9 protein-coding genes, 1 rRNA gene and 1 pseudogene are annotated in these 20,286 nt (G+C 36.1%); 8 read left to right on the top strand and 3 right to left on the bottom strand.

Annotation, left to right across the window (positions count from 1 at the left end):
- The coding region (locus ACFIQE_RS04020; RefSeq protein WP_375630165.1) for an autotransporter outer membrane beta-barrel domain-containing protein at positions 1-153 on the top strand (153 nt) is incomplete at its 5' end.
- Positions 154-264: 111 nt separating this feature from the next.
- Here ACFIQE_RS04020 and ACFIQE_RS04015 read toward each other — a convergent pair.
- Positions 265-868, bottom strand: a pseudogene (locus ACFIQE_RS04015) (integrase); the annotation flags it as partial.
- A 2,354-nt stretch (positions 869-3,222) separates the two neighbouring features.
- On the opposite strand from ACFIQE_RS04015, the gene ACFIQE_RS04010 reads away from it, so the two are divergent.
- From ACFIQE_RS04010 to rrf, 6 genes are all read left to right on the top strand, one after another.
- Positions 3,223-5,745 carry an autotransporter outer membrane beta-barrel domain-containing protein gene (locus tag ACFIQE_RS04010; RefSeq protein WP_375646856.1) on the top strand — a complete coding sequence of 841 codons (2,523 nt, stop codon included), beginning with the start codon at positions 3,223-3,225 and terminating at the stop codon, positions 5,743-5,745.
- A gap of 630 nt (positions 5,746-6,375) precedes the next feature.
- Positions 6,376-8,724, top strand: a complete 2,349-nt coding sequence (locus ACFIQE_RS04005; RefSeq protein ID WP_375707292.1) for an autotransporter outer membrane beta-barrel domain-containing protein — start codon at positions 6,376-6,378, stop codon at positions 8,722-8,724.
- Between the two features lie 140 nt (positions 8,725-8,864).
- On the top strand, positions 8,865-10,655 hold the full coding sequence (locus tag ACFIQE_RS04000) for an autotransporter outer membrane beta-barrel domain-containing protein (protein WP_375707291.1): 1,791 nt from the start codon (positions 8,865-8,867) through the stop codon (positions 10,653-10,655).
- Between the two features lie 135 nt (positions 10,656-10,790).
- On the top strand, positions 10,791-13,931 hold the full coding sequence (locus ACFIQE_RS03995; RefSeq protein WP_375707290.1) for an autotransporter outer membrane beta-barrel domain-containing protein: 3,141 nt from the start codon (positions 10,791-10,793) through the stop codon (positions 13,929-13,931).
- Positions 13,932-14,652: 721 nt separating this feature from the next.
- Entirely contained in the window at positions 14,653-14,997 is a 345-nt protein-coding gene (locus ACFIQE_RS03990) for a hypothetical protein (protein WP_375707289.1), read from the top strand.
- 285 nt (positions 14,998-15,282) lie between these two features.
- Positions 15,283-15,397: ribosomal RNA gene (gene rrf, locus ACFIQE_RS03985) — 5S ribosomal RNA — on the top strand.
- A 408-nt stretch (positions 15,398-15,805) separates the two neighbouring features.
- On the opposite strand, the gene ACFIQE_RS03980 is transcribed toward rrf, so the two are convergent.
- Positions 15,806-16,210, bottom strand: coding sequence for a flagellar protein FlgN (locus tag ACFIQE_RS03980; RefSeq protein ID WP_273790974.1), 405 nt, complete (start codon positions 16,208-16,210; stop codon positions 15,806-15,808).
- A gap of 42 nt (positions 16,211-16,252) precedes the next feature.
- Here ACFIQE_RS03980 and ACFIQE_RS03975 point away from each other — a divergent pair, with 42 nt between their 5' ends.
- Positions 16,253-16,669, top strand: a complete 417-nt coding sequence (locus tag ACFIQE_RS03975; RefSeq protein ID WP_375621546.1) for a hypothetical protein — start codon at positions 16,253-16,255, stop codon at positions 16,667-16,669.
- A gap of 3,395 nt (positions 16,670-20,064) precedes the next feature.
- On the opposite strand, the gene ACFIQE_RS03970 is transcribed toward ACFIQE_RS03975, so the two are convergent.
- Positions 20,065-20,283, bottom strand: a complete 219-nt coding sequence (locus ACFIQE_RS03970; RefSeq protein WP_375621545.1) for an EexN family lipoprotein — start codon at positions 20,281-20,283, stop codon at positions 20,065-20,067.
- Between the last annotated feature and the right edge of the window lie 3 nt (positions 20,284-20,286).

The following is a 20,286-nucleotide window of genomic DNA, read 5'->3' as shown; positions in this document are numbered from 1 at the left end:
CCTATGGGACCTGCAATTGAAGGCGGCGTTGGCATCAATGCGCAACTGTCTCACAATTTCTCCCTTCATGGTGATGTAAGTTATCAACAAAAGCTTCAGAAAACTGGTATAAGTGGTGCAAGCTTTTCAGGTGGCATACGCTATCAGTTTTAAAACAAAACTGTCAAAACAGCGTATTTCTTTTCTATGCATCAACAAAAAAGGCAGCAACAATATGCTGCCTTTTCGCTTTATAAGTTCTAATAACACTACACTATCCCTCCTTAAGAGAGCCCTTGCTTTTTCTACTGCCTGTAAAATCAACATCCACGCCCAACGCCGCAGCTGTTTAAAACAAAGTTTGAGACGCATCAGTGCTGTATTAGCAGCTCCAGCTTTTGTATGACAGATGGGAGCGAGGGTATTGCCTATTTCTGTTTGTGTAATCTCTGAAATAGGCAAACAGCCTAATTTAGGGAGAATATGGAGTTTTAAAGGTGAAAACAGTTTCCATCTTTACCATCATTTTTTAATTCAGCTTTACAACTTTCAAAAGCATCTAAGGCAATGTCTTTTAAATAATGGAGATTACGCATTGCCTCACGTTTTCGTTTCTCACGTTCTTTAATGGGATCATGACCATCACGAAGAACAGAGTGCTATTGGGAGGGGTGCCAATTCACGAGCTTGTTTTAAAAGGACATCTCTCAAGGCACCCAAGTCCATTTAGCGACAGCGCCCATGAATGGTATATGAATGGTATAACGATAAAGCATTGAGTACCCCCATCTTTACGTTTGTGAAAGAGCAATCCGGCACCATCATTATATTTTCCAGCTCGTGGGTGTTGCTAAAGCCCTTGGCTCTTGAGACGATTCATAAGAGCCATTTTTAGTCCTTTCTTATACATTTTTTACCCACACGCCAGCCCCGCTTGTGGTGTGCAAGAGAATGGTTTTTCTTGATTTAAGACAAACAGGTTTCAAATGAGAGAATCTTACGTTATTCAGAACTCTAACTCAATGAAATCAACGCTAAATTATCATTATAAATCAGCATATTATACCATTTTATCAAGATAAAAGATAAGGTATTTTTATCTAGAATATGTCACAAAGTATGCTGCCTTTTCGTACATGAAATCGATTTTTTCCTGAAGTGTTTTCTTTTCTACTTAAATACACTTTTCCTCCTCTTCACACGGATTGCGCAGCTATTCATCATCGAATTTGCCCATAAAGCTAAGCAAAGTGTATTTTTAGATAATATAAAGATAATAGCATTAAGAATAAATCTTAAAAAATAGAAGATTTCTTGCTTTTTCACTTATGGAAGTACAACAACTTTACCGTTCAATTATGCTCCTCTTTGAAGGTAGATATGGTGCTAATATGCACCATGGAGCTGTCCAAGCAAAGATGATATTAGAAAAATGAAAAGTTAACCACTGCACATTTAAAACAGATAGGAAACCTACAGCCACTCTCATTCATTCCAAAGGATATAGAAAATGAAAAAAAACATACCGGATAAATAATCAATCATAGCTTATAATATAAGAGCATAACAGTGTTTTCATATGGCTACACTCTTCCCTTATGATATCTGGACAGCAAATATCTCTAAAACTTCTATAAAAATACTATTAAAGTTATGCTGTAAAAATGTTAATTGCCTCAACAATCATTTGTCAAAAATTTGCAAAAAATAATCAGAGAACTAACCTTTTGAAGCACAAACATAATTTGTGTACTAAGGAATTGATTTTTAACGCCTTTTAACATATTGATAATCTTAAAATTAAATCAGACAGTCTCCCCAGTTAGTCCGGATAGGTAGGTATCTAACAAAAACTATTGTTAGGACCGTAGAAGATCGTACCCCATCCTTGTATGAGAAAGTGAACTTCCTTAAAAAACTTTGATATTAATGATACTAAACAGATTGGTATTCATTTTCACCTTAATCCGATAGATTCTGCCGTTAAAGGTGCGTTTAGCACAATACACAATTATCTCACAATTTAACTCTCTATATTGATGTAAACTATCAAAAATTTTTAAAAGACGTGTAGCCGAGACAAGTTTTTCTGATAGAATACGCTACCAATTTTAATATAAAAATTATAAAAAAATAAGCATATTAATCCGTTTACTATTAACAAAAAAACGGACTGTATTTTTTTTATTTACAATCTATTATAGCAATAAAATAATTTCTTTCTTTACGATGTGTTGTCGCTATCTATAAAGATTTATTTACACTTCCATTGCTGGTTCTTCTAAACAAACAGTTTTGAGAAAATTAATGCATGAAAAGAAAATCTAACAACAAGCGCTTTATCTTTCATATACAAAATGCTCAAGAAAGCTAATTTTTTCATTTATAAAATGAAATCACTCAATAAAGTTCTTTTTATATCAATAAAAGATGTTTTAAATGAAATATTCAAAATATTGATTTATAATGATAATTTATCGTTATTCCTATTGAATTAAAATCTTGAATATCGTAAATTTCTCTCATTTAAAATCTGTTCCATGTTGAACTAATCAAAATCATTCACTTACACATTACAAGCAGGGCTGGCGTGTGGAGAAAAGTTATATAAGAAAAGCCTGAGAATTCCTCTCATGAACTGTCTCAAGTGCCAAGGGCTTATCACAAATATTGGGAGCTAGCAAAATGTGTGACGGGCTTGCTCTTTTATTAAGCGTAAAGGTATCGGCTTGCTCCTTCGTAAGCGTAAATATGATGGGATTCTATGGCTTTAGCGTTATAGCATTCATGAACACCGTCGCGAAATGGGCTGTGCTTCCTTAGAAAAATGGACTTTGGTACCCTTATCTTTAAAGAAAGCCTGTGAATAGCCCCCTCATCTCTTCTTCTTATAGCAGAAAAAATTTGCTGATCGTTTTGGTGAATGCATCAAATAATACATCTCAACGCTATAGAGCTTTTATAGCGATTATCTTTAATAGACAATTTTTAAATATCATACTTCATAGTGCTTTTAGCATAAGCTTAACCAAGCTAGGTTTTATGAAATCCACTTTTCTCGACTTTTTATGATCATGAAAAAAGTTTTTCTGAAGCAAAACTTCAAATCATAGAGAACACCATCAATATAATTCGTTTTGTTATTTACAATAAAAACATAATGATATAGAAACTGTCTGGGTACTTGCGCCATCAGGGGAATGAAGTAAGCATCAAAGCATACCAAATACTAAAGGCATATCTATGTGTAAGAAATATATTTATAAGAAAAATTTTTTGTTATGTACAATTGCTGGAACTTTGATTTTTTCTCATTTCGGTTCAACTTATGCAAATACATCAGCTCCTGAAACTCCTGGAATTTTGGGAAAGATTGAATTAAATAAGGGAGAAGAAAAGACTTTAAATAATGTTCTTGTCCGCGATAAAGGACCTGGAATATTAGCGCATGATAAAGCAGCTATCACAATTGTAAAATCAACAATACACACGGAAATGTCTGCACTTTCTGTATCAGAAGGTGGACGCATTCATGCTAAAGAAATTAAAGCAAATACAGTATACAAAGGTTTAGAAACAAAGAATGGTATAATCAACGTTGAAGATTCAACCATAACCGTCCAACGAGGAGGTGCCGGTGGTATCGTTTTTTATGAAACAAAAGATTCTTCACTGAAAAGTGGAGAAAAAGTTGTCAATAAGGTTGTTCTTAGCAATACAAAACTTCTTGTGAAAAACGGTACCGGTATTCTTGGTCCCTACTGCTCAAGAGCCGTTGCTGAAGTTCAACTTAAAGACTCAGAAATTCGATCTGACGTATTATTGAGAAATAAAACGAAACGTAAATATTATGACAACGATACTCTTCCTGTAACTTTAGCATTAACCGCTGATAATTCAACAATAGAGGGACGAGCAAGAACTTTAAAAGTCAATACAACGGTTTTGACTCTGAATAACAAGAGCAAATGGTACTTAAAGACCTCTCAAGAGGAAGTCGATACTGACTTTAATGTGTTTAACTATGAGCTCAGTGATATTAAACAACGAGCCCTTTCTACCGTTTCAGTACTGAATCTTAATAATAGTTCTATCATATTTAAGACACCACAAGGGCGGGAAAAAGATCATTATCATACCTTGTATGTAGGGCGAACAGCTGAGGTTCGTAGACCTGAGGGAAGTACAATCCCCGATATAGAAAGCACTTATAATACAGTTTACAATGCCACAGGCGATGCAAAAATTTATTTTAATATTGAATGGAGTGATGGTCTAGTAAAAGAACAGCAAAAAGCTGACCGCCTCCTTATACATGGTGATGTATCAGGCAGCACAACAGTCCATATCAAGAACCTTGCGAAAGGTGAGATATTAAAAGCTGAAGATTCTGTTTCCTCAAATATGCGTGGTCTTTCACTCATTCAAGTTTCTGGAAATGCAAATGAAGGTTCCTTCAAACTTGCACACGGCTACACCACAATGGGGGGATTGCCCTATAAATATATACTCAAAGCCTATGGTCCAACATCCAGCCATGGGACAGCCGATAGCACACAAAGTCATTTTAGCGGAATATCACAAGAATCAAAAGAAAATACCCTCAAAGACTACACAATCTACACGATATCAGCATCAGGAACAATGATTGAAGGTGTTTCACCAAAAGAGAAAGAAGCGCAAAATACCGGTTCATCATCCCTTGGACAAGCAAACAACGCACAAAACATCTTGGAAAAAAATCAGAATTTCTGGGATTTTCGCTTGCAAAATGCGACTCTCGATAATGAAGGAAAGATCAGAGCTCTCGTTCCTCAAGTGGCAAGCTATTTGTCCATGCCTAACGCACTATTCTCAGCTGGACTGGCTGATATAAACAATCAAAACACTTTACTCAACTCGATGCAGGAAAACACCTTTGAGACAAAAGATCATAAAAACAAAGGAGTCTTCTTCTCGACTTATGGAAATAAGATGACATTATCCTCTCACCGTACGCCATTACAATATGGCTATGGTGCCGATATTCACTATGCAGCTTTACAGGCAGGCATTAGATTAGCAACTCTAGAAGACCAAAACATGACCGCCAATTTCGGTCTTTTAGGAACATATGGGAAATTAGCTTTCACCCCTAAAGACATGGAAGGTGCTGACAAGAGTACACTCAATAAATGGTCAATTACTGCATATAGTGGGCTGCGCCATAATAATGGGATATACATCCATGCACTCTTCTCCTATGGAATGCTCAAGGGAGATATCACCACAGCTCTCATAGGAAAGACTGCAGAGTTGAAAAATGCTGATACATTCAGTGCATCAGCAACCATTGGACAAAAGTTCGAAACCAGTAGGAAAGGATTGGTCTTTGAACCACAAGCACAACTTGTTTATCAACGCCTCATGCTTGGCACACTCTCAGATGTCGATGGCTTTGATGTGGATATGGGAAATCCTTATCAATACTTAGTGCGTGTTGGTGGACGCTTAACGCAAACGAAGCCTTCTATTGAAAACGGCGGTATTCTTTCTTTCTATGGTAAACTAAACGTTGTTAAAGCTTTTTCTAACAATGGTACGATACAGATTGGTGAACCATTCCACCTTGATTCTATAGGAGCGTCTGTTGAAGGTGGACTTGGTGTAAATGCACAATTATCACAAAATATCGCACTTTATGCTGATGTTAACTATCAATATAAGCTTCAAAAAACTGGTATATCCGGAGCAAGCTTTTCAGGCGGAATACGCTATCAGTTTTAAGAAAACGCAAAAAACAATTTATATTCTATTCATTTTAATAAAAGGCAGTGCAAATGTACTGCCTTTTTACAATCTATCGGAAAGAACCGTTAACAACTATTCTTTCTACCACCTTTCTTGAGCCAATTAATCTCACTCAAACCAAATGTAACAAAATCTGTTATCTCTAAATGAATACTGAATTCTCAAGAGAGCTGCCTTTTTGATTTATAAAAATCAAATGCTTTTAATAAAATTTTTGTATTTTAAAACACGTAATAAATAATTCTCTGTGTAAGAAAATCAATTAAAAGCTTTTTGTAAGCGCACAACAACAGCTTCTCCAAAAACTTTGTAGAGTTTTCATAACAACAGCCTTAAGCAACAAACATCCTTGCAAAATATTTTGTTTCTTAACACTTTTAAACGGAATACTGATCAATCTAGCTTTTCTGCAATTCATAGTTGCTCACTGCAATTTCTATTTTAAAAACTCTTCTAAAATCATTTTTTAAACGATAAAGAACAAGACGCAATATTTCGTTTTGTTGTTTACAATAAAAACATAATGATATAGAAACTGTCTGGGTACTTGCGCCATCAGGGGAATGAAGTAAGCATCAAAGCATACCAAATACTAAAGGCATATCTATGTGTAAGAAATATATTTATAAGAAAAATTTTTTGTTATGTACAATTGCTGGAACTTTGATTTTTTCTCATTTCGGTTCAACTTATGCAAATACATCAGCTCCTACAATGGTTATAGCTCGTGCGGATAAAGCAGGAGAAGAAAAAACCTTTAATAACGTTTTTATCCGCAGCGCATATACAACAGTGGTTGCTGATGACAAAGCCTTTATCACCATTACAAATTCAACAATGCGTTCAGACTCAAATTTATTTACCGCAACAACAGGTGGACGTATTCATGCTAAAAAAACTGTAGGAAAATCAAATTCTCGTGGTTTAGAAATTTCAAACGGCATCATCCATATTGAAGATTCAATCATAAATGTTTCCGGACATCACAAAAGTCGTGGTATCCTTTTTGATTACATCCCAAGTTCCCAAGTAAAAGAGGGCGAAAAAGTTATCAATAAAGCAATTCTTACCAACACAAAACTTCTTGTTGAAAATGGTATTGGTATTCTAGGACCAGATTATGCAAAATCTGTTGCTGAGGTAGAACTTAAAAGTTCAGAAATTCGTTCTGATATATTATTAAAAAATAAAATCCCAGAAAACTCAAAAGATATCGATCCTCGCACTTTTATATTAAGCGCTGACAATTCGATTATAGAAGGACGAGCAAAGACTTTACCTCAAAATACAACGATTTTTACTCTCAACAATAACAGCAAGTGGTCCCTAAAGATTAGTCAATTTGAAGTAGACAAAGAATTTGACAGCTCTAAAGGATACTTGCTCACTGATATTAAACAACGTGCACAGTCTATTGTCTCAGTATTGAACCTTAATAATAGCTCTATTATATTTAATGCGCCGCATAAACTAGCAGACAATCAGTATCAAACCTTGCATGTGGGAAAACAGCCAACAGCTGAAGCTGCAAAAGCAGAGCAAAACAGAAGCTTCGATGCAACAACGGTTTACAATGCATTGGGCAACGCAAGGATTTACTTTAATACCGAATGGAGTAATGGTCTTATAAAAGAACAACAAAAAACTGACCGTGTTCTCGTTCATGGTAATGTCTCAGGCACCACAACGATCTATTTCAACAATCTTTCAAAGCGTGCAGAACCATTCGATGATGATGAAGTTTCAATTCCTTTGAATGCGCGTGGTCTCTCACTTGTTCAGGTGTCTGGAAAAGCAGAGGAAGCCGCCTTCATGCTGGCAAATGGCTACACTACAATGGATGGATTGCCCTATAAATATGTATTAAATGGCTATGGACCAACATCCAACCGTGGGAGAGCTGACAAACAGCAAAGTCTCTTGCAAGAAAGTGAAGAGTTTTGGGATTTCCGTCTACAAAATGCGACTCTTGATGATGAAGGAAAAATCAAAGCTCTTGTTCCTCAAATGGCAAGCTATTTGGTTATGCATAATGCAGTATTCTCCTCTGGCTTGGCTGATATAAACAATCAAAATACACTGTTAGATAATATGCACTCAACAGTTTTTGGATTAGAAGGTCATAAACAAAAAGGGATATTTTTATCGACTTATGGCAACAAGATGACGTTATCTTCCAGCCGTAGTCCATTGGAATATGGTTATGGTGCTAATGTTCACTATGCTGCTATACAAACAGGCATGACATTAACAACGTTAGAAAATCAAAATATAACCGCGAATCTTGGTCTTTTAGGCACATATGGAAAGCTCGCTTTTACGCCAAAGGATATGGAAGGTTCTGACAAAAGCATACTAGATAAATGGTCCTTTACGGCATATGGGAATCTCCACCATGACAATGGTCTCTATATTAATGCACTTTTCTCCTACGGCATTTTAAACGGACATATTACAACAGCCCTTATCGGCAACACCACAGAATTAAACAATACGGATACATTAAATATATCAGCTACCGTTGGACAAAAACTAGCAACTGGTGTTGAAGGGGTGTCCTTTGAACCACAAGCACAACTTATTTATCAACATATTGCCTTTGGCACTCTTTCAGATATTGATGGCTTCCAAGTTAATATAAAGACCCCTCATCAATGGTTGGTCCGTATTGGAGGGCGTTTAACAAAAACAATACTTCCTATTGAAAAAGATCGTGTTCTTTCTTTTTATGGTAAATTGAATGTCATCAAAGCTTTTGGTGAGAAGCGTGCTATCCATGTTATGGAATCTTTCCATCTCGATTCTATGGGTTCTTCCCTTGAAGGTGGGCTTGGCATTAACGCGCAGCTTTCTAAAAATATCGCACTTCATGCTGACGTTAATTACCAACATAAACTTCAAAAAGCTGGGTTCTCTGGAATTAATTTTTCCGGAGGAATGCGTTATCGCTTTTAGAAATCTTAGCTCTCTATTTTGACGCATAAGCAGCGCTGAGATGAAAACAGTGCTGCTTAACTACATTACAAAAAACCGTAATGTGTCAAAAAGTGGTTCATTTTTAGCAAAACAAAGAAAATATCTTAAGGAACATCTTTATGCATAAGAATCTTTTGTTATGTACAGCCGCTTGTGCTTTATTTTTTTCTTCTTTTAACTTCACATCTACCAGCACCGCCTCTGCTCTAAGCCCCCAGGAACGCCATGCCATTGAAGGGATTATGAAATTACCTGAACAATATCACCGTGCTATTGATTTAATAAACACACCAACACAAGCAGAAAAAAATCTTGAAAAGATAGCCTCTGGCGCCATGATGGAAGATCATTCGCACTTCAACCAAGCACTTGATGCCGATAACCAACAGCGTGTTAATGCTGCACGCCAAGAATGGGTGAGCCAAGACAATCGTAATTGGTCTGAACTGCAAAATAAAGCAGAAATATTACATAAAGCAGCACAAGTGGATAGTGCTTTACAAGGACAAAACAAGGAACTTTCCAATACTTTACGCAAAGCAGTATTAGAGACTTTGAACAATAATGGAATAACCAACGTGGAGAGAAAAGAAAAAACATCCCCTCCTGCATCTGAAAAGAATAAACAACCTCTTATTGACTCCAGTACAAAACAAAGACGCGCTAGTGATAAATTACCACCCGCTCATGTTGTTGCCCAACACAAGGACAATTCATTCACAAGAACAGATCATGGAATGAGACAGCCTAAAATAAATGAAAATTCGCAATCTGATATTGATCCCCAAACAAACACCACTTCCTCGGAATCAAAAACAACTCTTAATACATCAGCAAAAGCGCATATGAATTTGCTCCCAAAGGTTGAGAATACTGCTAGCGCTGCGACAGAGAGCACCTCTAAACTTACAGATGATGATAAAGCAACCGCAGCTTCTACTTCTCTTGATGGAACAGAAAAAAGTACAACTCTTACACCACAAGGAGAAAGCTCTTTAACCATGCCTATTGCGATGTTTGCTGTTGGGTTTAGTGATGTCAACAATCAAAATATCTTGTTAGACAATATGCAAATAACAATGTTTGAACCCAAAGATCATCCAGAGAGAGGCGTTTTCTTATCCTCTTATGGCAATAAAAGCACCTTTTCTTCTAAGGTTCAAGCAGAACAAGATGGTGTTCAAGCAGATATTCACTATGCTGCATTGCAAGCAGGAGCAACACTAATAGCGCTAAAAAATCAAAATATCAGCAGCAACTTTGGTCTTTTCGGAACATATGGGAAATTATCTTTTACTCCTAAAAACAAGGAGAGCTTTCAAAAAAATATGTTTGATAAATGGTCACTCACCGCATATGGAAATATTCAGCATGACAGTGGCATCTATGCAAGTGCATTTCTCTCTTATGGAATTTTCAAAGAAAATCACGCTACAGCTCTCATCAAACATACCTCAAAAGTGAAGAATAGTAAAACATTAGGAGCCGCTGCAACTGTTGGTCAAAAACTGTCAACCAGTTTGGAAGGTGTAATCCTAGAACCGCAAGCACAACTTGTTTATCAACGTCTCATGCTTGGTTCTTTATTAGATAGGAGCTCTTTCTCAGATGACGATAACTCTAAAATAGACATAAGTAATCCTTATCAATGGCTGCTCCGTATTGGCGGACGTTTAACGCAAAACAAAGGACATGCTGTTTCTTTCTACGGCAAACTGAACATGATCAAAACTTTTAGTAAAAATTTTCAGCTTGCAGCTATGGGATCTTTAATCGAAGGTGGTTTTGGTATTCACACACACTTATCACAAAATATTCAGCTTCATAGTGATCTCAGCTATCAACATAAATTCAAAAAAGCTGGCATCTCTGCAATAAATATTTCCGCTGGAATGCGCTATCACTTTTAAAAATACTTGTATTCCTTATCTTGAAATATGAAGAGATCTCATTATGTTTCGTTTTGTCTCTTACAAAAGAGACATAATGAGGTCAAAGTTTTACTTTTTATGAGAGAGGGGGAAATATTTTAGGAATACATCCATATGAAAAAAAGCTTCTTACTATACACAGTTTCCGGAGTTCTGTTTTATTCTTCCAGCGGTTTGTCTTATGCTATTCATAGTACAAATCCATCAACAACGATAGATTCTTCTTCTCTACAACCTGCTCGTGTCAAGTCACAAATAAATCTATCCGGAGTTTTTGATCCGTATAAAGATCTATATGATGGAATCGGGCGAATTATGCCATCATATCCATCTTCAACCCCTAATGGCCTCCTTCCCCCTACAGCACCTAGCTCCACAAGAACGAGCGTAAGCCCTATTTCTACAGGAAGTAAACTTACAACGCCTACTTCTACAAGCACTCTACCTCCCAAAACACAACTTGAAGGAAATTCAGCTGGAAATATAATTTCTTCTTCAAAACAAAACTCTGATCTTAGTCAAGGAAGTACACAAACACCAAAGACTAAAGTTACAGAAGGTGTACAATCTAACCCTACAACACAAAACACTCCTATTATACAATCTTCAACAACAGGAATGGAAGCAAAATCTAGAAGACGTTCAGGGGCGCCCTCCTCTTCTGCAGACTCTTCCAGCGAAAAAACACTATCGAATTCTGCTGTGTCTTCACAGCCAGAACCTACACAACCTTCACCGAATTTACAACCAGCACTTACAAAGTCTGAACCTACAAGAACGGAACCTACAAAACCAACAACAGAGCAAATACCAACATCTAATGAACCAGAACTCGCACAGCCAATATCTTTAAGAGTAGAAACTGAAAAAACAACATTACTGGTACCACCAAAATCTGCAAAGCCAGCGCCAGTGCAATCTTCATCTGCACAAAAAATATCTGAAAAATCAGAGATTGAAAAACCAATATCACCAATAAAACAACCTGAAAAGTCTACACAAATTGAGGATATAAGCGCTGGAGTTGAAGCTAAAAACGGTAAGACCATAACGCTACATAACAAAAAAATTCAAGACAATGGTTTTGCTGTACATGCAGAGGGAAATAATTCAAAAGTCAACATGATAGGGGGAACAGTTGATGCGCGTTTTGTTGCACTAAGCGTATCAGATGCTGGAGAAATTGATGCTACAGGCATTACTGTAACAGCAGAAACAGCTGGTTTGGTAAACATGGAGGGCACAATCAAACTTAAGGATTCAAGCGTCCATGTCACGGGAAATTATGAAGCAGACGGTATTATTTTCCGCAACAATCCGTATAATACCCCTAGAAAACGATATACACGCAATGCTGAAAGGAACACCAATGCCGTTCAAGAACAAGATGTAGCCAATATTGCTGATAAAGTAACCCTAGAGAATACAAAGCTTTTCGTTGAACATGGTAGCGGTATCAACCTTTATGGAACAGGCGTAAACGGGGAAGTCAACCTTAAAAATTCAGAAGTTCATGCCGATATTTTATTAAAAAATATCAAGAACGAAAGTGCCTCCACAAACACCATTACATTAGTTGCAGACCACTCTTCTTTAAAAGGTCGGGTAAGAACTTCTAAAGATAATAGAACAGTTTTTGATCTAAAAGAGAGGACGAAATGGCTTTTAAAGGCGAATAAAAATGCCACAAATAATGATAATATTTTAAATGACTATAGACAGTTTGGTGTTGATGAAAAATCATACTCTAATCTTTCTGAATTGCACCTTACAAACAGCGCCATTATGTTTGACAAGCCCATTGAGGGACATTATCAAACTCTGTTTATAGGACCTAATCTTTCGCAAGAAGACGAAACAACTCACACAGCAGCGGTTTATAGTACAGCGGGTCTTGCAGAGATTTATGTAAACACTCAATGGGATAAACATTCTCCTATCACGGAACAACAAACTGATCGCATTGTGATTAATGGTGATGTCTCAGGAAGTACTGTTGTTCACATCAATCTCCAAACCGATAGCTCTGCTGTTTGGGAAGAGACGATGGCTTCACTTCCTTTAGGGACACATGGGATTTCAATCATTCAAGTTTCCGGACAAGCAAACGAAAATTCCTTCACGTTAGCAGGAAACTATATGACAATAGGGAAACAACCTTATAAATATATACTCACAGGCTATAAGCCTGGAACATCTCATGAGAGCCAAAATCTTTTTGGCAAGAAGAATAGTGATTTCTGGGATTTCCGCTTACAGAATGCCTACATTGATAAAGACAAAAAAGTTCGAGCCCTTTTACCACAGGTAGCAAACTATTTAACCATATCTAATACTTTATTTTCTGCTGGATTTACTGATGTAAACAATCAAAACACGTTGTTAGACAATATGCGAACAACAGTATTTGGGGCAAAAGACAATATAAAGAATGGTATCTTTTTCTCTTCCTACGGCGAGAAGGTCACCCTATCTTCCAACCGCGATCCACTGCACTATGGTTATGGTGCTGATGTAAACTATACTGCCTTACAATTAGGGGGCATATTAGCCGCCTTAGAAAGCAAAGACATAAGCGCATATTTTGGTCTTTTAGGAACGTACGGAAAGCTTGCCTTTACGCCAAAAGAGATGCAAGATTCTGAAAAGACAACGCTTGATAAATGGTCACTTACCGCTTATAGCGGCATCCAGCATAGCAATGGTATATATGTCAACGCTCTTCTTTCTTACGGAACCTTAAAAGGAAATATTACCACAGCTCTTGTTGGGAATGCCGCAAAATTGGATGGTACCGAGATGCTTAATATATCTGCAACCATTGGTCAGAAATTAGCAACCGATACAAAAGGGCTTGTCTTTGAACCACAAGCTCAATTCATTTATCAAAATCTCATGTTTGATATTTTCTCAGATACCAATGGCTTAAAAGTAGACATGGGCAATCCACATCAATGGTTGATCCGTTTTGGTGGACGTTTAACAAAAACGATAATGGCTGTTGAAGAAAACAAGGCTGTTTCCTTCTATGGTAAAATGAATGTTATCAGAACTTTTGGCGATGGTAAAACAATAAAAATTGCTGATACCTTTCATGTTGATCCTACCGGCTCTTCAGTTGAGGGAGGCATGGGGGTGAACGCATATCTTTCTCAAAATATCGTACTAAACGCCGATATCAGCTATCGGCAAAAACTGCAAAAATCCGGTGTATCTGGCACCAATTTGTCTGGCGGAATACGTTATCGTTTCTAAAGCAGAAGTTAATTTTAACTTAAATAAAAAAGCAGCACAAAGTGCTGCTTTTTTATTTAAATTTATATATTTTTTTAAATTCTCAAAAATCATTATCACATCAAAGAAGATTTTGACTTATAATATTTCTTTTGCATATTGAATAAAAAACTAAACACCATAACATTCTCTCATCAAAATACCCCATGCATAAAATTTTATGTCTTATATTATCACCACACCTCAAGCGATGATGTTTTTACAGCACAACAGAATAAGCATTCATGCCGATTTAAAAAAGTCAGCCCCTTCTTCGCTGTGGACACTCTATTTATTTTAGATGATGTGCATTTTATATACCTGCTATAAAGACTAGTATCTGGTATAAATTCTTAAAGGCATGTTTTTCCTCTAAAATCTCAATGCTACAGCAGCTCCATTATAAGACAAGATATTGATTTATAAAGACAATTAATTGTTTTCCATGTTAAATGAGAATCCAGAATATCGTCAGATTCTTTCATTTTAGACCTGTTCCATGTTGAATCAACAAAAACCATATCTCTTACAAGTGACAAGGGGGAAGAGCCATAGGGATAAAAAACTATTAAGAAAGGATTAAAAATGCCTCTAATGAACTATCTCAAGTGCCAAGGGCTGTAGCAACATTGGGATCAAACAAAGAATATGACAGTGTTGAAAAATATAACAATATCAACTTGCTCTTTTATTAAGCATAAAGATGGTCGCGCCCTATAGATTTTATATTATTTCCACGGGAACTTTCTTATTATACCATTCACAAGCACCGTTGCATCAAAGATGTCGTTGCGCCGCCCCACAAACACCATCACGAAATAGACTTGAGAGCTTAGATATCTCTTTAAAACAAGGCCGTGAATTAGGAATAACAAATCTATTCTATTTTGAGTATTTTGTCGTGCATGAAGGACATGCCCGCAGTAAAAAACACAATAAAAAAAAGCGTGAAACAATGCGGAATCTTCATTATTTAACAGATAGTGCTTTAGATACTTTTGAAAGACATAAAGCTAAATTAAAGAACGGCGGAACAGAGGGAAGCTGATTTCTACCTCTTTATTCTTTCCCAATGAGATTGCCTCCCCATTTCAAATATTACGCCAACAAAGATATACGCACTATATCCACTCAGATCTGGATGCTCTCTCCAATCTGACATACAAAAACTAAAAACAGCAGAAGGAAATAATAAACCGCTTTAATTTTTATCTCAAGCCTATAGATTTAAACAACGAACCGCGTCATATCACCACACTTTAAAGGACAATATTCCATGAAGCTTATAGGCAATATTCATCACATACTCTTCATCATTCATGCTTTTTGCTGACTTGGTGGTTATGGCGGAGTGAACGCACCAGATCCCATCCCGAACTCGGCCGTGAAACACTCCAGCGCTGATAGTACTTTGCCTTAAGGCACGGAAGAGTAAGTCGCCGCCAGATCTGCTAAATGCAAGCAAAAGACTCAATGTATAAACCTTACATTACCACACCCCCAAGGAAGCTGTTTTTAAGGCATCACAGGCTGGTCTAAATATTCTCTTGATCGCGCCTCTCCCTAAACTAAAAAATGAAGCTCCCTATTAACTCAGTCTGCAAACAATTCTCTGTAAATAATCCGCCTTCTCTGAATTCTCTTCTAGCCAGCTTCTCACCGCATGCGGTTCACATCACGACACCTTAAAAGACATTGTTTTAAGAACAGCGTTTTACAGTACATCAGGATAATAATTTAAATACCAAAATGAGCTTAAAACAAGTCTACTCACTAAACGCACTATTTATCCAAATCAACTGCCCTACCTAATCATTGTCATGACTTAGAACAGCCCGTATTAATCAGATTTGAATTTATTCCTCTATTTCTTTTGCACGTCCAGATAGCTGTATAGCTCTAGAAAGATCATTAACTGCATTTAAATGTGTTTGAAGTAATTCACTATTACGCTGTAATTTTTCTTGTAAATCAGACAACAAACTTTCAACCTCATGCTCAATATCTTGATTCATATAGCGCTTCACATCACTCATGGATTTATTAAGATCACGCAAACCACGTATTTTACGCAAATTTATTTCTTCGTAATCTGGAACACCACTGCTCTCTAGCATATTGCTTTCATAATCAACAACTTGAGCTAATCCTTTAACAGCAGCAACAAATTTTGTCATCGCCCAATCACGATCAATAAGGTTGTTATCAAGAACTTTTGCTTTTGCCGCAAAACTATCATCACCATATTGCACTACAGACATTTTTACTTCCCCTTCAACACTATTGTTCAATCTTACTTTCAAATGAGGGAGACTAAACAGGTTCTCTTCAATGCTGATACACTCAACCAAGCTCGTGGTGCAAACATTGCTCAAACAACAGCACGACAATCCTTCAAAGCGTATACCACTTCAACTTTCAACGCGTTCTCTCAAATATTTTTCTTGCTTTGCTCCAAAACCATCATTGCGGCTATACTAATCCATAAAAACGCTATAGACTTAAACCTTACAGCAATATCGAAATTTCCATATTTGCTCTGTCTATTTCGCCTTGCCGATTTTATCTTTGCCGATTTTATCACGAGCTCATCTTCAACAGAAAATAACAATGCTTTCACGACAACTTCAGCCACAAAAAATATCTGCCGACAAAAAACCGCAGCCTATCTTGCAGCATATAAAGACGTAAGCCCATTAAAAATTTCAGCATTTTACTGATAGAAGCACTTTACCCTCCATAACCTTATGGCTCTCTCTGCACTTAAACTTGTATACCTTCCAGCACCCCATAAGATGGCGCCCGACAAGATCAGTTTGCACCCAATCAAAAGGACACCCCCTCTCCCATGCTCTTTCTGCACACATGCAGTATTTCGCATAAAACACAAAAAGAATGTTCTTTTGAACAGATCAGCCATACAGCAATATAAAAAAAGACACCTTCAAATAGCTAAACAGCCATCAATCTTCCTTTTTTAAATTATCATTCGCTTTTCTTTGCAATGAATGACTATATAAGATTTTTTGAACCTTTTCAAGAGTTTCTTAGCCAATCAGTTCGATACGTCTTCAATCGCATATTCACGCGCTTGTTTTAAAGAAATATCTCTTAAGTACACCCAAGCCTATTTCGCACCGCGGCCCATCAATGGTATAATGATAAATCTTCCATGACATGTATAAAATCCATTGAGCACTTTCCATCTTTACGCTTAATAAAAGAAGCAAGCCAGCACCATCACATATTTTTCTAACCCCCTATGTTCTGATACCCTTGGCACTTGAGACGGTTCATAAAGCATGGCCTTTCTTGTACAATTTCTCTGCGCATGGGAGCTCCCTGCTTGTAACTGCAAAAGACATTGTTTTGGTTAATTCACCACGAAACAGATTTGGAATGAAAAATTTTCCAGTATTAAGGGATCTAATTCAAGTTGAATAACGATAGATTATCATCTATAAATCAAAATATTATCCAATGCATAATGCTTAACGCTCCCCCCATTGATATTTTCAGAATTTTCACAGCATCTTCTTACAGATTATTTCATTCCATAACACAGTTTGCTCTTAATATCGCGACTTTACATGCGCTACTGGTATAAAAACAGAGAAACAATCATTTTATAATCAAGGTACAATTTTTGTTTACGATCTTTCTCTCGTTTTCAACCTTTTAAATGCAGCTCTTCTCTTTCATAATCATCACATTTCAAATATATTCCATGTTGAATAAATTAAAATCACTTGCTTGCACATCACAAACAACGCTCTGATGTGTTGATAAAATACGCTGAAAGAAAAAGACTTCTCATGAACCTTAGCAAATGCCAAGAACTATAATAAACATTGGAAGCAAGCCTACGATGATTGTGACTTGCTCTTTCATAAGTATAAAGATGATAGCATTTTATAGCTTTTTATATTATTCAAAGTTTATATTATTTCACGAGAGCTTTACTGTTATACTATTCACATTTACCGTTATAACATTTACGAATGTCATCGTAAAATGTCTTTCGTGTGCGTTAAGAGATATTTCTTTAAAACAAGTACATAAATATGCAATACAAATATACTAATATACAACATAAGTATATTTCGTCTGGAGCGTTCTTTACTTTTGTGCAAAACATGCCCCATTAGAGCAGCATTAACCAATCTTGCTATGAGATAAACGATCAGAAAACATTTTTATCTTCCGCCGCTCACCTTAAAGGACTAAGATCTTAACTCAATCGGCTCTGTACGCAGTCCGAATTTTTGTCAAACGATCTTCTCCTAACTTTCCCCTCATCTGATTCACTTAAACGAAAAGCTCAACAAATAAACCTACGAATATTCATCGTACACTAAAAAATACTTAAACGTTCCAAGAAAACTTATATGTCTTATATTACCGTTATAAATGACAGTGCTTTATAGCATAACAGGATAAAAAAGTTTCCAGCAACACAAAACTTACAAAATCAATCAATAGTCTTTTTAAAGCTTTCTTTTTTAGGATTCACAATACTCCAACTCCTTAAGCTTTTATAAAAAAAGGAACGATTTTAAGCTTGCCGAATATGTTGTATCAGCATATATTACAGATTGTAACATATTGTTATTCATAAAATCACCTCAAAAAGAACAGAAAGAGGTTTTTATGGCTGATCTCGTAAAAGCCGCTATGCTTTATTCAACCTTGATTATCACCATCAATACTTTTGTTGTTATTTTAGTTCTCGTAATAGAAATATACTAAGCATACTCTTTTGGCTTTTTATAATCTGTGCAAATGAGCATCTTAATTTCACATAAGAGCAAAGCAGAATTTTAATTCTACAGATAAACCACACACCTAATTTCAAACATGGCTTGCAACTATTTGAGTATAAACTCTGCTTTTTATATGCATTTTTAACCATCAGTGTCCGTCTTTTCACGCTATCTTGAATCTCAACTTCACTCCCAGCTTAAAAAACGAAATTTTCTATCAGATCCGATCTGTAAATAATTTGTCTCCTTATTGAGTAAGTTCCCCCCTTCAGGGCATATCACAACTCTAAAGAATAATATTTCATGAAGCTTATGATAAATCTATTGAACACCATCTTTACCCTTATGAAAGAATAAACCAGCAGCATCACACACTTTTTCAGCCCCAAATGTTGCCAACAAACCTTTAGCACTTGAGATAATTCATAAGAGGCATTTTTACGTCTTTCTTCAACAGTTTTTATCCACACGGCTCTCCCCGCTTGTACCATGCAAGAAGATGGTTTTAATTAATTCAACCGAGAACAGATTTGGAATAAGAGAAGCTTACGTTATTCGAGATCCTTATTCAACATAAAATAATTAAATTATTTTTATAAATCAAAGTGTTATTCAGAAAAACATTCATCACACACTCGAGAACAAAAAACACCTCATACGTAAAGTTTTATATGCGCTCCACCGCTCAACATGATAATATCACAACACAATTAAGATAAAAAAATAACAAGGAAAACCCTTGTAAACTCAGAAAAGAGAGGAGAAAAATGAAAAGATGTGGAGAGCGCTCAATTCCTCACACATCCAGCAAAACCGTCCTAGCAAAACTGTCTCACAACTTAACTAATGTTATAATATTCTCAAATCAAAAGAAATTTTTTAAAAATAGTTTGAGAAAAACATTTGAGTATGAAACGATAATAATTCTATTCTGAATGTTTTTCTCTTTATTAAAACAGAGAAAGTAATTTCCAAACAAATGTTTCCTCCTAATTTTTCCGAAATTAGCCGCAACACTTAAAGACGATCTTAGTGTGATGAAACATTTATTTGTGATAAAGGCAAAAAAACACCCCAAAGATAGATTTAATCTCATATTTTAAATACATATAACCAAAACATTAAAAAATTAGCAGTAACACGTAACAACTCATTGGGAGGCAATACTATCTACAATTGAAAGCACTTTTGGGCTGAACAAATGACAGTATAGCATACGTTTACACAAAGAGTACTGATCGTAAACAACTAATTCTTGAAGCCATAAAAAGACTCTCTAAAAGTTAGAGAGAGCCTAAAAACGCAATAGAATCAAGAACTAAACAATTCCTTATTTATTGAACTGTATGTTTTTAATTAATGCCAAACATAAGTTCCATATATGCTTGTCTGGCATGTTGGCAATTTTTAGATTTCTCCATAGAAGATTGATCCAGCTTTTCACATTTTTTTGCCCACTCTTCAAGTAATATTTTATCTTTCTTAAATTCCGCTACGCTGTAGTTTTTTTCGCAACCAGCAACGACAAGTCCAGTACAAAGCAGCAATGCTGTAATAATAACTTTATTCATGAT

Source organism: Bartonella sp. AA1HLJMS (assembly GCF_042197445.1).
Classification (GTDB): domain Bacteria; phylum Pseudomonadota; class Alphaproteobacteria; order Rhizobiales; family Rhizobiaceae; genus Bartonella.
The sequence above is the reverse complement of the archived record's forward strand: the minus strand, read 5'-3'. Positions and strand labels throughout refer to the sequence as shown.

Excerpts from the sequence above, each read along its gene's own strand:
- ACFIQE_RS03975 (WP_375621546.1), top strand. The coding sequence starts at position 16,253 with ATGAGGGAGACTAAACAGGTTCTCTTCAATGCTGATACACTCAACCAA.
- ACFIQE_RS03990 (WP_375707289.1), top strand. The coding sequence starts at position 14,653 with ATGGTCGCGCCCTATAGATTTTATATTATTTCCACGGGAACTTTCTTA.
- ACFIQE_RS03995 (WP_375707290.1), top strand. The coding sequence starts at position 10,791 with ATGAAAAAAAGCTTCTTACTATACACAGTTTCCGGAGTTCTGTTTTAT.
- ACFIQE_RS04000 (WP_375707291.1), top strand. The coding sequence starts at position 8,865 with ATGCATAAGAATCTTTTGTTATGTACAGCCGCTTGTGCTTTATTTTTT.
- ACFIQE_RS04010 (WP_375646856.1), top strand. The coding sequence starts at position 3,223 with ATGTGTAAGAAATATATTTATAAGAAAAATTTTTTGTTATGTACAATT.
- ACFIQE_RS03980 (WP_273790974.1), bottom strand. The coding sequence starts at position 16,210 with ATGTCTGTAGTGCAATATGGTGATGATAGTTTTGCGGCAAAAGCAAAA.
- ACFIQE_RS03970 (WP_375621545.1), bottom strand. The coding sequence starts at position 20,283 with ATGAATAAAGTTATTATTACAGCATTGCTGCTTTGTACTGGACTTGTC.
- ACFIQE_RS04005 (WP_375707292.1), top strand. The coding sequence starts at position 6,376 with ATGTGTAAGAAATATATTTATAAGAAAAATTTTTTGTTATGTACAATT.